Below are 15,126 nucleotides of genomic sequence, written 5' to 3' on the forward strand. Positions count from 1 at the left end.
GCGACGGCACGCTCGGCCTGGTGCTGGCGCCGGACGCCGACGTCCAGGAGACCGGGCGCAGGATCGCCGCCGCGCTGGCCGCCGACGAGGTGCTGCGGGCGGGCCTGGTGCGCGGCCTCGACCTGGCGCTGCTGCCGCCGGGCGCCGCGCTGCCGGGCGAGCCGCTGTTCGTGCGCTGAGCACACCGTTCCCGGCCCTCGGGCGGACCATCCTCAATGGCCTGAATGTCCCGAGATGTGGATTTCATCAGCAAGGCCGAGAATGACGTGAGCAGACTGCTCGTCACAAGGAGGTCCGATGGACAAGCGAACAGTCACCTGCGAATTCCTCGGTACGCTCCTGCTGGTCTTCTTCGCGGTGGGGGCGGCGGTGCTGTCCGGCGAGTACATCGGCACCCTCGGTATCGCGCTGGCCTTCGGCTTCGTCCTGCTCGCGCTGGCCTACACCTTCGGTCCCATATCGGGCTGCCACGTCAACCCGGCCGTCACGCTGGGCATGCTGGTCGCCAAGCGGATCACCGTACGCACCGCCGTCGAGTACTGGATCGCGCAGTTCCTCGGCGCCATCGCGGGCGCCGCGCTGCTGCTGCTGGTCGCCAAGCAGGTGCCCGGTCTCAAGACGCACGGCGCCTTCGGCACCAACGGGTACGGCTACCGGTCCGCGGTCGGCATCAACACCGCGGGTGCCTTCATCGCCGAGGTGGTGCTGACCTTCCTGCTGGTCTTCGTGGTGCTCGCGGTGACCCACCGGGTCGCGGTGGTCGGCTTCGACGGCCTGCCCATCGGTATGGCGCTCGCCGTCATCCACCTGGTCGGCATCCCGCTGACCGGCACGTCGGTGAACCCGGCGCGGAGCCTGGGCCCCGCGCTCTTCGCGGGCAGCCCGGCGCTCTCGCAGCTCTGGCTGTTCATCGTGGCCCCGCTGATCGGCGGCGCGCTCGCCGCGCTGGTCCACCAGGTCACCCACCCGGCGCTGGTCGCCGCCAAGGCCGCCAGGGCCGCCGCCGTCGACGAGGCGCTGGCCGACAAGGGGAACGGCGCGACCGAGGCGTCATGAGGTCCCGGCGGCCACACCAGCCACACCGGCCGCGTTGGCCGCGTTGGCCTTTCAGCCCCTGGCGTCTCGGCGACAGAGGTTCAGACGTAGACGGGTCCCGTGTACTTCTCGCCGGGCCCCTGGCCCGGCTCGTCCGGGACCAGCGACGCCTCGCGGAAGGCGAGCTGGAGCGACTTGAGCCCGTCCCGCAGCGGGGCCGCGTGGAAGGAGCTGATCTCGGTGGCACTCGCCGTCACCAGACCGGCCAGCGCCTGGATGAGCTTGCGGGCCTCGTCCAGGTCCTTGTGCTGCGGGCCCTCCTCGGCCAGCCCCAGATTCACCGCGGCGGCGCTCATCAGGTGCACCGCGACCGTGGTGATCACCTCGACGGCGGGCACATCCGCGATGTCGCGGGTGAGGCTGTCGAAGTCCGGGGTCTGTTGCTCGTCGCTCATGCCGCACACGATATGCCCCGTCCGGCGGATTACGGGCTTCGGTCAGCCTTTGGTATGGTGGGAGAACGACCGGCCGGATACGCGTATGTCTTACGTGGGACGTACGAGTGTCTCGGCCATCAAGTGGAGGCTCCGATCTCCCACCTGGTCGGCCTTTCGGCCGACGGGTCCCCGGTCAGACGGTTTCCGGTCAGCATGACGCCACCGGGCACCGTCCGATGCGCCCCGCGGAATAACGCGGCGGTGCTCCCCGGTTGTGAGGAGCCCCGCCTGTGTACCGTACGGGGCGTTTTTTGCGCCTTGGGTACGGGGTCGGAAGAACCACACAGACTCATGCGCGGCTGTCGGCCAGTCAGCCGCGTGGTGCAACCGAGGAGGCCCCATCAGCGCCGAGCCCCGCATCAACGACCGGATTCGCGTTCCCGAGGTTCGACTTGTCGGTCCCAGCGGCGAGCAGGTCGGCATCGTGCCGCTTGCGAAGGCCCTGGAGCTTGCGCAGGAGTACGACCTCGACCTGGTCGAGGTCGCGGCGACCGCCCGTCCGCCCGTGTGCAAGCTCATGGACTACGGGAAGTTCAAGTACGAGTCGGCCATGAAGGCCCGTGAGGCGCGCAAGAACCAGGCGCACACGGTCATCAAGGAGATGAAGCTCCGGCCGAAGATCGACCCGCACGACTACGACACCAAAAAGGGTCACGTCGTCCGGTTCCTCAAGCAGGGTGACAAGGTCAAGATCACGATCATGTTCCGTGGTCGCGAGCAGTCCCGGCCGGAGCTGGGTTACCGGCTGCTGCAGCGGCTCGCGGAGGACGTCCAGGAGCTCGGCTTCATCGAGTCGAACCCGAAGCAGGACGGCCGGAACATGATCATGGTCCTCGGTCCGCACAAGAAGAAGACCGAGGCAATGGCCGAGGCCCGCGAGGCGCAGGCCGCCCGCAAGGCCAGCCGCCTGGGTGAGGCCCCGGCCGACGACGACGTGTCCCACGACGAGGCCGTGTCCCACGACGAGGCCGTGTCCCACGACGACGTCGAGGTGCCGGACGAGGCCCAGGCCGACGCCTGAGACGAGACGAACACCCCGGAGCCTCCGGCTCCGGGCCGTAATGCAGGACTGACGCTCTCCGTGCGCCCACCGGCGGACGGGAGGGCCAGCGACGAGGAGACTACGGCGCCATGCCGAAGAACAAGACGCACAGCGGTGCGAGCAAGCGCTTCAAGATCACCGGCTCCGGCAAGGTGCTGCGCGAGCGCGCCGGCAAGCGCCACCTGCTTGAGCACAAGCCGTCCAGCAAGACGCGCGCCCTCACCGGCACCGTCGAGGTCGCCAAGTCGGACGTCAAGAAGATCAAGAAGCTTCTCGGCAAGTGACGGCGGTGCCCCGACGGGGGCATGCCGTTCCGATCCGGGACCTCATTCGCTTTCGGACCGTGTGAGCATCACCGCGGTCCCCTAGAAGGAGTTATCAAGTGGCACGCGTCAAGCGGGCAGTCAACGCCCAGAAGAAGCGCCGGGCAATCCTCGAGCAGGCCAGCGGTTACCGCGGTCAGCGTTCGCGCCTGTACCGCAAGGCCAAGGAGCAGGTCACCCACTCCCTGGTCTACAACTACAACGACCGCAAGAAGCGCAAGGGCGACTTCCGTCAGCTCTGGATCCAGCGGATCAACGCCGCTGCCCGCGCCAACGGCATCACCTACAACCGCTTCATCCAGGGTCTGAAGGCCGCCAACGTCGAGGTGGACCGCAAGATCCTCGCCGAGCTGGCCGTCAACGACGCGAACGCCTTCGCGGCGCTGGTCGAGGTCGCCCAGAAGGCGCTGCCTTCCGACGTGAACGCGCCCAAGGCGGCCTGACGCCGACACGCGCCCTGTTCACGGTACGGTTCCGGGCCCGCGGGTGGTTCTCCCCTGCGGGCCTGTGCCATGCCCGCTTCCCCCGTATCCGGAAGGCGAGTCACCCATGCCAGCCCCCGAGCTGACCTCGTTGCGTTCGACGCGCGTCACCGACGCGCACCGGCTGGCCAAGCGCAGCTTCCGCGGCAAGGAGCGCCGCTTCCTGGCCGAGGGACCGCAGGCCGTGCGGGAGGCCATCGCGCACCCCGGCACCGAGGGCGGCAGGACACTGGTCGAGCTGTACGCCACCCCGGAGGCCGCCGAGCGGCACGCCGACATCGTGGCCGCCGCCCGTACCGTCGGCGCGCCCGTACTGACCGCGACCCCCGAGGTGATGGCGGAGATCTCTGACACCGTCACCCCGCAGGGCCTGGTCGGTGTGTGCCGCTTCCTCGACTCGCCCTTCGAGGAGATCCTGCGCGCCAGGCCCCGGCTCGTCGCCGTCCTGGCCAACGTCCGCGACCCCGGCAACGCCGGTACGGTGCTGCGCTGCGCCGACGCCGCGGGCGCCGACGCGGTGGTGCTCACCGACGCGTCCGTGGACCCGTACAACCCCAAGGCCGTACGTGCCTCCGCGGGGAGCCTGTTCCACCTGCCGGTGGCCGTCGGCGTGCCCGTCGACACCGCCGTGGCAGGACTGCGGGCCGCCGGGGTACGGGTGGTGGCCGCGGACGGCGCGGGCGGGCGGGACCTGGACGCCGAACTGGACGAGGGCACCATGAACGGCCCCACCGCCTGGATCTTCGGCAACGAGGCGTGGGGCCTGCCCGAGGAGACCCGGGCGCTCGCCGACGAGGTCGTCCGCGTCCCGATCCACGGCCGCGCCGAAAGCCTCAACCTCGCGACGGCCGCCGCCGTCTGCCTCTACGCCTCCGCGCGGGCGCAGCGCGCGGCCGGAGGGTGCCGCAGCGTCACATCCACCTAGTAGGGTGGCGGCCCGGGGGGCCCTGAAAGGGGAGTGGCGGGGATGGATGTGACGGTGCCAGAGGACGAGGCGCGCAGCGCCGTCCTGGGCCGGACCGCGCGGTCCGCGGGACCGCGGACACCGAGCTCCGCGGGCCACGAAGCGGAACCGCGGGACACCGCGGCACGCGCCGCCCGCCCGCGCGGCACGGAACCGTTCGGCGTCGACTCCCTGGGCCTGGACCCGGACGACCTCCCCGACGGCCTGGTGGTCGCCGACGAGCGCGGCCGGGTGATCGCCTTCAACGCCGCCGCCGCCCGGATCACCGCCCTGCATCCGCGCGACGTGCTCGGCAGGTCCGTCGAGCGCGCGCTGCCGCTGGAAGACCTCGAAGGCCGCCGCTGGTGGGCGCTCACCGACCCGTACGGCGGCCTGGCCATCAGGGTCGGCCAGCCGGAACGCAATCTGCTGCTGCCCGGCGGACGCGAAGTGCTGGTCGCCGCCCGCTACGTGCGCGAATACCCCACGGGACCGGTGCGCCGTCTGGTGGTCTCGCTGCGCGGTACCGAGGCGCGCCGCCGTACCGAACGCAGCCACGCAGAACTGATCGCCACCGTCGCGCACGAACTGCGCTCGCCGCTCACCTCGGTCAAGGGCTTCACCGCGACCCTGCTCGCCAAGTGGGAGCGCTTCACCGACGACCAGAAGAAGCTCATGCTGGAGACCGTCGACGCCGACGCCAACCGCGTCACCCGGCTGATCGCGGAACTCCTCGACATCTCCCGGATCGACTCCGGCCGCCTGGAAGTGCGCCGCCAGCCGGTGGACATGGCGGCGGCCGTGCAGCGGCACGTGGACGGCCATGTCGCCGCGGGCCAGCGGGCCGACCGCTTCCAGGTGCGGGTCACCCAGCCGCTGCCCGCGCTGTGGGCCGACCCCGACAAGGTCGACCAGGTCCTCGGCAATCTGCTGGAAAACGCGGTGCGGCACGGCGAGGGGACTGTCACCATCGACGTAGAGCCCTCGTTCTCCGCGCAGGAGCGGAGCTGCACCGGCACAGCGGTGACCGTGAGCGACGAGGGACCCGGCATTCCGGAGGAGTCGATGGGCCGCGTCTTCACCCGCTTCTGGCGGGGCAGCAAGCGCGGCGGCACCGGTCTCGGGCTCTACATCGTCAAGGGCATCGTCGAGGCGCACGGCGGCGCCATCTCGGTGGGCAGGGCCCCCGGCGGCGGCGCCCAGTTCCGATTTATTCTGCCCGTCGGGGCACCCGCTTTCATGGCCTGACCGGCCGCGCGGGCAGAGCGTCCGCCGGGGATGTCGTCCTGGCGGACCCCCGACGGGCGTGATCAGGCGGTCCACGCGGCGCCGGTAGAATCGGGCTTCGGTATGTGTCCGGTCGGGCAGAGCCTCCACTCGGAGACTCCGTCCTGGGAGGCGCCCCACCACCATCCACTGCGGAACGGGAAAAGATGTCGGCACCGAACAAGTCGTACGACCCTGTGGAGGTCGAGGCGTTGAAGCCGGAGGAGATCGAGCGGATGCGTGACGCGGCGCTGGCCGCCGTCGCCGCCGCCACCGACCTCGACGCGCTCGCGCACGCGAAGACCGCGCACACCGGCGGCGCCTCGCCGCTGGCGCTCGCCAACCGCGAGATCGGCGCGCTGCCGCCGCAGGCCAAGGCGGAGGCGGGCAAGCGCGTCGGCCAGGCGCGCGGCGCGGTCAACAAGGCGCTGGCCGCCCGGCAGAGCGAGCTGGAGGCGGAGCGCGACGCCCGCGTGCTGGTCGAGGAGGCCGTGGACGTCACGCTGCCCTACGACCGGCGGCCGGCCGGCGCGCGGCACCCGCTCACCACGCTCTCCGAGCGCATCGAGGACATCTTCGTGGCCATGGGCTACGAGGTCGCCGAGGGCCCCGAGGTCGAGAGCGAGTGGTTCAACTTCGACGCCCTCAACTTCCCGCCCGACCACCCGGCCCGCGAGACCCAGGACACCTTCTTCGTCGAGGGCCCCGAAGGCCCCGGCGGCAGCGGCGAGTCCGGCGTCGTCCTGCGTACCCACACCTCTCCGGTGCAGATCCGCGCCCTGCTGGAGCGCGAGCTGCCCGTCTACGTGATCGCGCCGGGCCGCGTCTACCGCTCCGACGAGCTGGACGCCACCCACACCCCGGTCTTCGCGCAGGTCGAACTGCTCGCCGTGGACGAGGGCCTGACCATGGCGGACCTCAAGGGCACCCTCGACCACATGGTGGTCTCGCTGTTCGGCGAGGGCATGACGACCCGCCTGCGGCCCAACCACTTCCCGTTCACCGAGCCGTCCGCCGAGATGGACATGCTCTGCTACGTCTGCCGCGGCGACTCGGTCGGGAACCCCGACCGCCCCTGCCGCACCTGCTCCTCCGAGGGCTGGATCGAGCTGGGCGGCTGCGGTGTCGTCAACCCCAGGGTGCTCACCGCCTGCGGCGTCGACCCGGAGAAGTACAGCGGTTTCGCGTTCGGCTTCGGCATCGAGCGGATGCTGATGTTCCGCCACAGCGTCGAGGACATGCGAGACATCGTCGAGGGTGATGTGCGCTTCACCCTTCCGTTCGGGATGGAGATCTGATGCGGGTCCCGCTTTCTTGGCTGCGGGAGTACGTCGAACTGCCCGCCGGTGAGACCGGCCGCGACGTCCAGGCCAAGCTCATTTCCGCCGGTCTCGAAGTCGAGACCGTCGAACAGCTCGGCGCCGGGCTCAAGGGCCCGCTGGTCGTCGGCAAGGTGCTGACCATCGAGGAGCTGGAGGGCTTCAAGAAGCCGATCCGCTTCTGCACGGTCGACGTCGGCGACGCCAACGGGAACGGCGAGCCGCAGGAGATCGTCTGCGGCGCCCGTAACTTCGCGGTCGGCGACAAGGTCGTCGTGGTGCTGCCCGGCGCCGTGCTGCCCGGCGACTTCGCGATCGCCGCGCGCACGACGTACGGCCATGTCTCGCACGGCATGATCTGCTCCGCGCAGGAGCTGGGCATGGGCGACACAGCGTCCAGTTCCCTGGGGGGCGAGGGCATCATCGTGCTGCCGCCCGAGCACGAGGTGGGCACCGACGCCATCGAGCTGCTCGAACTGCTCGACGAGGTACTGGACATCGCCGTCACCCCGGACCGCGGCTACGCGCTGTCGATGCGCGGTGTCGCCCGCGAGGCGGCCATCGCGTACGGCGTCTCGCTGCGCGACCCGGCGCTGATCGACGTGCCCGCGCCCAACGCGTTCGGCTACCCGGTCAAGGTCGCCGACCCGGTCGGCTGCGACCGTTTCACCGCCCGTACGGTCACCGGTCTCGACCCCGAGGCACGGTCGCCGATCTGGCTCCAGCGCAGGCTCCAGAAGGTCGGCATGCGGTCGATCTCGCTGGCCGTGGACATCACCAACTACGTGATGTTCGAGCTGGGCCAGCCCCTGCACGCCTACGACCGCTCGCGGGTCGAAGGGCCGATCGGGGTGCGCCGGGCGCTGCCCGGCGAGAAGCTGACGACGCTGGACGACGTCGAGCGCACGCTGGACTCCGAGGACCTGGTCATCACGGACGACTCCGGGGCGATCGGCCTCGCGGGCGTGATGGGCGGCGCGAACACCGAGATCGCCGCGCCCGCCACCGACCCGGAGACCGGCGTCGTCACCGGCACCACCGAGATCGTCATCGAGGCCGCGCACTTCGCGCCGATCACCATCGCCCGCACCGCGCGCCGCCACAAGCTCGGCTCCGAGGCGTCCAAGCGGTTCGAGCGCGGCAGCGACCCGCAGGCCACCTCGGCCGCGGCCCAGCGCGCGGTCGACCTGCTGACGGGCCTCGCGGGCGGCACCGCCGACCCCGGCGTCACCGAGGTCGTCTCGCCGTCGGCCCCGCGCACCGTCGCGATGGCCGCCGACCACCCGGACCGCGTCGCGGGCACCGAGTACGGCCGCGAGACCGTCGTCCGCCGCCTCCAGGAGATCGGCTGCGACGTCTACGGCAGCGACGAGCTGATCGTCACCGTGCCGAGCTGGCGCCCCGACCTGGCCTTCCCCAACGACCTCGCGGAAGAGGTCATCCGGCTCGAAGGCTACGAGAATCTGCCGTCGACGCTGCCCAAGCCGCCCGCCGGGCGCGGGCTGACCGAGTCGCAGCTCCTGCGCCGCCGGGTCGGCCGGGCCCTGGCCGGCGCCGGATACGTGGAGGCGCCGAGCTACCCCTTCGTCAGCGCCGAGGTCTTCGACCACCTGGGGCTCGACGCGGACGACCCGCGCCGCCGCACGGTGACCGTCGCCAACCCGCTCTCGGACACCGAGCCCGGTCTGCGCACGACGCTGCTGCCCGGTCTGCTGGCCACGCTGCGGCGCAATCTGGGCCGTGGCACGCACGACCTGGCGCTCTTCGAGACCGGTCTGGTCTTCCGGCCGACCGGTGCGGAGAAGGCGCCGCCGCGCCTCGCGGTGGACCGCCGACCGACGGACGCGGAGATCGCCCAGCTCCAGGAGGCGCTGCCGGACCAGCCCCGACGGGTCGCCGTCGTGCTCTCCGGCGCCCGCGACCGTACCGGCTGGTGGGGCGCCGGACACGCGGCGACCTGGGCCGACGCGGTCGAGGCGGCCCGTACCGTGGCCCGCGAGGCCGGGGTCGAGCTGACCGTCCGCCAGGACCAGCACGCCCCCTACCACCCGGGCCGCTGCGCCGCGCTGTACGCGGTGGTCGACGGTCAGGAGACGCTGGTGGGCAACGCGGGGGAGCTGCACCCGCGGGTCACCAAGGCGCTCGGCCTGCCCGAGCGGACCTGCGCGATGGAACTGGACACGGACCAGGTCGAGCGCGCGGGCGGTGACCGGCCCACCGGGCCGAGGGTGTCCACCTTCCCGGTGGCGACCCAGGACGTGGCGCTCGTCGTCGACTCCTCGGTCCCGGCCGCCGACGTCGAGCGCGCGCTGCGCGACGGCGCCGGTGAACTCCTCGAATCGCTCCGGCTGTTCGACATCTTCACCGGCGAGCAGATCGGCGAGGGCCGCAAGTCCCTCGCGTACGCGCTGCGCTTCCGGGCCCCCGACCGCACATTGACGGCCGAGGAGACCACGGCGGCGCGTGACGCGGCGGTCGCCGGCGCCCACGCCCTCACCGGGGCGGTGCTGCGCGGCGCCTGACGGCGTGCAGGACCCGAGAGGGGGGCCGTCCCGGACGTACCGGGGCGGTCCCCCTCGTCTTTTGGGGAGCGCTTGGGGGTTTCGTCGCTCTTTCGAGTGATTACCCCGTTCGGCGGGCCACTTGTGCGCGGGGAATGGCCAGAATCGGTCGGGATGCGGGAGCCGGGCATGCGGGCCGCGACTCCGACGCTGCCGCGACCGCGGCTTCTGGGGGGAGCCGGGCGGATGATCCGAAACCGGGCAGTCCGTGCGCTGCGAAGGGTGCCGTGGGCGCTGGTACCCGCCGTGTGGGTGGCGGTGATGGGTGTGCTCACCTGGCAGTTGTCCGAGGGCGCCGACGTGCTGCCCGCCCTCGCCGTGACACCCGCGGTGGCCGGCGCGGCGGGCGCCCGGCGGCGCTGGGTGTTCGGCAGCGGGCTGCTGGCGCTCGGCGTGCTGGGCGCGGAGCTGGCCGACGACGCCTTCGACGGCTTCGGCCCGGTGCTCGGCGCCGCGGCCACCGTGGTCGCGGTGATAGCCGCGGCGATGTGGACCGCCCGCCGCCGCTCGCTGCTCTGCGACGAGCTGGACCGTACGCGGGAGATCGCCGTCGCCGCCCAGCAGGTGCTGCTGCGGCCGTTGCCGCGCAGAGCGGGCGGCTGGACGGTGGCGGGGGAGTACGTGTCGGCCAGCCGGGGCGCCCACGTGGGCGGCGACTTCTACGAGGTGCTGGCCACGCCGTTCGGGGTGCGCGCGCTCATCGGGGACGCGCGCGGCCACGGCCTGCCCGCGATCGGCATGGTCGCCGCGCTGCTCGGCAGTTTCCGCGAGGCCGCCTATCAGGAACCGGAACTGTCGGGCGTGCTGCGGCGGTTGGACGGGTCCCTGCGACGCCATCTGCGGGAGCGGACCCGCGGCGAGCATCCGGCGGCGGGCGGTGTCCCGCCGCAGGATCCGGTCGCCGAGGAATTCGCCACTCTCCAACTCGTCGAGCTCGCCGACGACGGCGCCTACCGGATCGTCAACTGCGGCCACCCGCAGCCGTATCTGCTCGACGCGGCGCCCGGTCCGCTGCCGATCGGCGAACCTCTGCCGCCGCTGGGCCTGTTCGACCCGGCGCGGACGGCCGCACCGGCCGCCACGGGTCATGTGCCGCCCGGCGACGGGCTGTTGCTCTGCACCGACGGCATGCAGGACGCGCGGGACGCCGAGGGCGCGTTCTTCCCGCTGGCCGACGCCCTGGCCGATGCCCTGGCCGCCGCGTTGGCCGCCGCGGCCGACGCGGGCCCCGGCGCCCCGCTGTCCGGCCGCGCCGTCGCCGCGGACCTGCGCGCCGCCGTCCTGCGGCACGCCGACGACCGCCCCGCCGACGACGTGGCACTGCTGGTGCTCGTACGGGACGGCGTACGGTCGGCGGCCCGGCCGCGTACGGCGGCGCTCTCCGGAGTGCCGCGCCGCTGAACGCCCCCTTCCTTGGTAGATATGGGCGGATTGCTCGCCTCTACGAAGGAAGGGGACGGCGTGGTGACAGTGACCGGGCACAGCGCCCCCGCACCCGGCGTCGCGCCCGCCGCCGTATCGGCCGCGGAACTCCTGGCCGTCATCGGCCCCGCGGGCCCCGACCGCACCGCGATGCTGGTCGCGCTCGGGCGCGGGTTGCGGCCGGGCGGGCGCAGGACCGGCGTGGCGCGGGTGTACGGAGCCGGGGCCCCCGACCCGTACGACCGCGTCGGTGAACTCCTCGACCTGGCGGCCGTCCACGCGGGTCTGCGCGTCGGCGCCCGGCGCATCCACGAAGCCCTGGCCGCCGCCGGGCTCACCCTGGCCGACCACCCCGACCCGGAGCGGCCGGGCGTCATCCCCCGCCGCGCCCGCTACGAACACCTGGCGGTCTGCGACCAGCTTCTCCTGGCCGTCGCCCTGGCCCTCATCCCGGCCCCGGACGTCCTCCTGGTCGACCCGGCCGACGCCGCCGTCCCGGCCGAGGACCGGATCTGGGCCCGCCTCCGCGGTGTCGCCGCCGCGGGCACCCTCGTGATCGCCGCCGCCCCCACCGCGGACGTGGCAGGCGAACACGCCCACCACACCGTGCTGCTCCCGCACGGGAACGCCGTTTGACCGCCGGTCACCACCCGCAGGGGGACGCCGTTTGACCGCCGGTCACCACCCGCACGGAGACGCCCTCTGACCGCCGGTCACCACCGGCCCCGGTGGGGCGGTTGCCGCATCCCCCGACCACCCGCCGGTGACGGTTTCCCCGCGCCCCTTCGGCGTGCGCCGTGGTCCGGCGGGGTGTTCGCCGGTTGGTGGTGCGTTTCGGTTGCTCGCGCAGTTCCCCGCGCCCCTTTGGGCGTGCGCCGTGGTCCGGCGGGGTGTTTGTCGGTTGGTGGTGCGTTTCGGTTGCTCGCGCAGTTCCCCGCGCCCCTTTGGGCGTGCGCCGTGGTCCGGCGGGGTGTTTGTCGGTTGGTGGTGCGTTTCGGTTGCTCGCGCAGTTCCCCGCGCCCCTTTGGGCGTGCGCCGTGGTCCGGCGGGGTGTTTGTCGGTTGGTGGTGCGTTTCGGTTGCTCGCGCAGTTCCCCGCGCCCCTTTGGGCGTGCGCCGTGGTCCGGCGGGGTGTTTGTCGGTTGGTGGTGCGTTTCGGTTGCTCGCGCGGTTCCCCGTGCCCCGTCGGGCGTGTGGTTGCTCGGCTGGGTGGGCCGGGTTTTTGGGGGCGCGGGGAACTGCGCGGCCAGCCACGGTGGTGGCGCGCCGTGGAAACCGGCCCCGGGGGGGGCAGATCCTGTGGCGGGTCCGGGCCGGAGGCCCGGTGGTTATACGGACGCCCGGAGCGCAGCGACGACGGCTGAGGTCAGGGCGTCGAGCTGCGCTCGGGAGCAGGCGGCGCGCATGACGGCCAGGCGCCAGTAGAGCGGACCGGCGATCAGATCGAGGGCGAGCTCGGGATCGGCGGTAGGGGACAACTCGCCGCGCGCGGCGGCCTGGCGTATGACGGCGACGGTGATACCGCCCTGGGCGTCGCGCAGCGCCGTGCGCAGCGTGTCGGCCAGCTCGGGGCTGCGCGCGGCCTCGGCCAGCAGATCGGGGATGATCTGCGCCGCGACCGGATGGCGCAGGGCCCGCGCGCTGACGTCGAGGAGGGCGCGGACGTCCCCGTACAACGTGCCGGTGTCGGGCACGGGAAGGCCCCGCGCGGCGACGTCGGACACCATGTCGAGGACCAGCGGCAGCTTCGAGCGCCACCGGCGGTACACGGCGGCCTTGCCGACCCCCGCGCGCCGGGCGATGCCCTCCATCGACATGCGCCCGTATCCGACGGCGGCCAGCTCGGCGAAGACGGCCGCCCGGATCGCCTCGGTGACGTCCTCGCGCAGCACGGCGGCGCCCGCCGGAGCGCGGCGCGGACCGCCGGTCGTCGTGGACGGAGAAGCGGCCTCGGCGGAGTCGGTCATGCGAGCGATCCTAACCCGACGTGGCGACGGAACGGTTGCGTTCCATCCCGTGACTGCTCTACCGTCGATCGTGACGACGATACGGGCCCGTTCCGTCGTCGCGTACGCATTGCTCCACACCCGTCACACGAAGGCTGTCGCCCATGCCCGTCGCCCTCGCCGCACCTCCGGAAAGCCCTCCGGCCACCCCGCCGCCCCTGCCGCCCGCCGCGCTCGCCGCCGCCCACGGCCTGAACGTCAGCGGCGCCCGCCCCGGAATCGTGGAGTACACCCGGCAGCTCTGGGCCCGCCGCCACTTCGTCACCACCTTCGCCGCCGCCCGGCAGGCCGCCCTCTACAGCGACGCGCGCCTCGGCCAGCTCTGGCAGGTGCTCACCCCGCTGCTCAACGCGGCCGTCTACTTCCTGATCTTCGGACTGCTGCTCGGCGCGGGCCGTGGCGTCACGGACTACATCCCGTTCCTGTGCACCGGGGTCTTCGTCTTCACCTTCACCCAGTCGGCCGTCCTCGGCGGCGCCCGCTCGCTGACCGACAACATCGGACTCGTCCGCGCCCTGCACTTCCCCCGCGCCTGCCTGCCGATCGCCGCCACCCTGCTCCAGCTCCGGCAGCTCCTGCTCTCGCTCGGCGTCCTGTCGGTCATCGTGGTCGCCGAGGGCATCCCGGTCACCACCCGCTGGCTGCTCGCCGTCCCCGCGCTGGCCCTCCAGTCGCTCTTCAACGCGGGACTGGCCCTGGGCCTGGCCCGCGTCGGGGCCAGGACCACCGACTTCGCCCAGGTGCTGCCCTTCGTCCTGCGGACCTGGATGTACGTCTCCGGCGTCTTCTACGACCTCTCCCGGTTCACCGTCGGCGCGCCGCACGCCGTCGCGATGATGCTCAACGTCAACCCCGCCCTGGTATATGTCGGTCTGATGCGTTTCGCACTGATCGACAGCGTCACCCGCGAACAGCTCCCGCCGCACATCTGGCCGCTCGCGGTCGGCTGGGCGGCGGTGGCCGCGTGCGCCGGGTACGCGTTCTTCTGGTCGTCGGAGGAGGAGTACGGCCGTGGCTGAACCAACGGACGAGGCAACGCAGGAGACCGCGCTGAACGCCGTCCCTGACAGCGTCAGGGGCCTGGCCCCCGAGCTGGCTCCCGCCCTGGACCCGAAGATCGCCCCCGAGGTCGCCCCGCGCCTCGTCCGCCCCCTGGTGCCCACCGTCATCGTCGACGGACTGCACGTCGTCTACCGGATCTACGGCGCGGGCACCGGCCGGGGCAACGCGACCTCCGCCCTGCACCGGCTGGTCTCCCGCAGGGCCTCGCCGAACGTCCACACCGTGCACGCGGTCAAGGGCGTCACCTTCACGGCCTACCGCGGTGAGGCGATCGGCATCATCGGCTCCAACGGCTCGGGCAAGTCCACCCTGCTCAAGGCCATCGCGGGCCTGCTCCCCGCCGACCGCGGCCGGGTCTACACCGACGGCCAGCCGTCCCTGCTCGGCGTCAACGCCGCCCTGCTCAACGACCTGACCGGCGAGCGCAACGTCATCCTCGGCGGCCTGGCCATGGGCATGTCCCAGGAGGAGGTGCGCGAGCGGTACGAGGGCATCGTCGAGTTCTCCGGGATCAACGAGAAGGACGACTTCATCTCGCTGCCGATGCGGACGTACTCCTCCGGCATGGCGGCCCGGCTGCGCTTCTCGATCGCGGCGGCCAAGAACCACGACGTGCTGATGATCGACGAGGCGCTGGCCACCGGCGACCGCGCCTTCCAGAAGCGCTCGGAGGACCGGATCAGGGAACTGCGCAAGGAGGCGGGCACCGTCTTCCTCGTCAGTCACAACAACAGTTCCATCCGCGACACCTGCGACCGCGTGATCTGGCTGGAGAGGGGCGAGCTGTTGATGGACGGCCCGACCGAAGAGGTCGTCGCCGCCTACGAGGAGCACAGCGGCGGCAGCTGAACCGCTGGTCGCGGCACATGTCGATGCTCTCAAGGCTTGAAGTACGGAGCCCGCTCCTGCATCGTCTCCAGGGAGATCACCGCGCCGGGGCGGCTTTCGAGCGGCCCGTACCCGGCGCGGGTGCGGGGACACCGGCACCCGGACGGCTCGCGGTCACGAGCCGGTGTGGTGCCGGCCACTGTGTTCACGGCACAGTGCGCCACGATTCTCTGCGTCGTCGGCACATTGTCGGGTGTATCCGGGCTTTCTAGCCTCGGACCCAGGGCCTCGGAGTACCCGGGGCCGCCCGGCCCCATCGACCAGGCTCCCGTCCCGCACCG

At 72.3% G+C, this 15,126-nt stretch carries 14 protein-coding genes and 1 pseudogene; 13 read left to right on the top strand and 2 right to left on the bottom strand.

The features are described from left to right. Together BGM09_RS11225 and BGM09_RS11230 are read left to right on the top strand one after the other, a co-directional pair. A pseudogene (locus tag BGM09_RS11225) lies at positions 1-179 on the top strand (SseB family protein); the annotation flags it as partial. A 118-nt stretch (positions 180-297) separates the two neighbouring features. Then, positions 298-1,056 carry an MIP family channel protein gene (locus tag BGM09_RS11230; protein ID WP_188281367.1) on the top strand — a complete coding sequence of 253 codons (759 nt, stop codon included), beginning with the start codon at positions 298-300 and terminating at the stop codon, positions 1,054-1,056. 80 nt (positions 1,057-1,136) lie between these two features. Here the strand turns inward: BGM09_RS11230 and BGM09_RS11235 are convergent, their stop codons facing one another. Continuing rightward, complete coding sequence (locus BGM09_RS11235) at positions 1,137-1,490, bottom strand: DUF1844 domain-containing protein (protein ID WP_188281368.1); 354 nt, start codon at positions 1,488-1,490, stop codon at positions 1,137-1,139. A gap of 382 nt (positions 1,491-1,872) precedes the next feature. Between BGM09_RS11235 and infC the strand changes: the two genes are divergently transcribed. The 9 genes from infC (at position 1,873) to BGM09_RS11280 (ending at position 11,526) form a co-directional block, all read left to right on the top strand. Further along, positions 1,873-2,553, top strand: a complete 681-nt coding sequence (gene infC / locus BGM09_RS11240) for a translation initiation factor IF-3 (RefSeq protein WP_188281416.1) — start codon at positions 1,873-1,875, stop codon at positions 2,551-2,553. A gap of 110 nt (positions 2,554-2,663) precedes the next feature. Continuing rightward, positions 2,664-2,858: a 50S ribosomal protein L35 gene (rpmI, locus tag BGM09_RS11245; RefSeq protein WP_093739446.1), complete on the top strand. Its 195-nt coding sequence runs from the start codon at positions 2,664-2,666 to the stop codon at positions 2,856-2,858. 98 nt (positions 2,859-2,956) lie between these two features. Then, positions 2,957-3,340 carry a 50S ribosomal protein L20 gene (gene rplT, locus BGM09_RS11250; protein WP_018564305.1) on the top strand — a complete coding sequence of 128 codons (384 nt, stop codon included), beginning with the start codon at positions 2,957-2,959 and terminating at the stop codon, positions 3,338-3,340. 106 nt (positions 3,341-3,446) lie between these two features. Next, positions 3,447-4,304, top strand: a complete 858-nt coding sequence (locus BGM09_RS11255) for a TrmH family RNA methyltransferase (protein ID WP_188281369.1) — start codon at positions 3,447-3,449, stop codon at positions 4,302-4,304. Between the two features lie 42 nt (positions 4,305-4,346). Next, on the top strand, positions 4,347-5,570 hold the full coding sequence (locus BGM09_RS11260) for an ATP-binding protein (RefSeq protein ID WP_188281370.1): 1,224 nt from the start codon (positions 4,347-4,349) through the stop codon (positions 5,568-5,570). Positions 5,571-5,755: 185 nt separating this feature from the next. Further along, entirely contained in the window at positions 5,756-6,886 is a 1,131-nt protein-coding gene (gene pheS / locus BGM09_RS11265) for a phenylalanine--tRNA ligase subunit alpha (protein WP_188281371.1), read from the top strand. Further along, positions 6,886-9,429 carry a phenylalanine--tRNA ligase subunit beta gene (pheT, locus tag BGM09_RS11270; RefSeq protein ID WP_188281372.1) on the top strand — a complete coding sequence of 848 codons (2,544 nt, stop codon included), beginning with the start codon at positions 6,886-6,888 and terminating at the stop codon, positions 9,427-9,429. Before pheS ends, pheT begins: the two co-directional genes overlap by 1 nt. A 261-nt stretch (positions 9,430-9,690) precedes the next feature. After that, positions 9,691-10,869 (top strand): PP2C family protein-serine/threonine phosphatase, encoded by a 1,179-nt coding sequence (locus BGM09_RS11275; RefSeq protein WP_317452649.1) that lies wholly within the window; start codon positions 9,691-9,693, stop codon positions 10,867-10,869. A 60-nt stretch (positions 10,870-10,929) separates the two neighbouring features. Then, positions 10,930-11,526: a hypothetical protein gene (locus tag BGM09_RS11280; protein ID WP_188281373.1), complete on the top strand. Its 597-nt coding sequence runs from the start codon at positions 10,930-10,932 to the stop codon at positions 11,524-11,526. A 691-nt stretch (positions 11,527-12,217) separates the two neighbouring features. On the opposite strand, the gene BGM09_RS11285 is transcribed toward BGM09_RS11280, so the two are convergent. Continuing rightward, entirely contained in the window at positions 12,218-12,856 is a 639-nt protein-coding gene (locus BGM09_RS11285) for a TetR/AcrR family transcriptional regulator (RefSeq protein WP_188281374.1), read from the bottom strand. Positions 12,857-12,999: 143 nt separating this feature from the next. Between BGM09_RS11285 and BGM09_RS11290 the strand changes: the two genes are divergently transcribed. Further along, entirely contained in the window at positions 13,000-13,914 is a 915-nt protein-coding gene (locus tag BGM09_RS11290; protein WP_188281375.1) for an ABC transporter permease, read from the top strand. 97 nt (positions 13,915-14,011) lie between these two features. Then, complete coding sequence (locus BGM09_RS11295) at positions 14,012-14,806, top strand: ABC transporter ATP-binding protein (RefSeq protein ID WP_317452656.1); 795 nt, start codon at positions 14,012-14,014, stop codon at positions 14,804-14,806. Positions 14,807-15,126 lie beyond the last annotated feature (320 nt).

Origin of the sequence: Streptomyces sp. CBMA29 (genome assembly GCF_014596445.1) — a bacterium.
Lineage (GTDB): Bacteria > Actinomycetota > Actinomycetes > Streptomycetales > Streptomycetaceae > Actinacidiphila.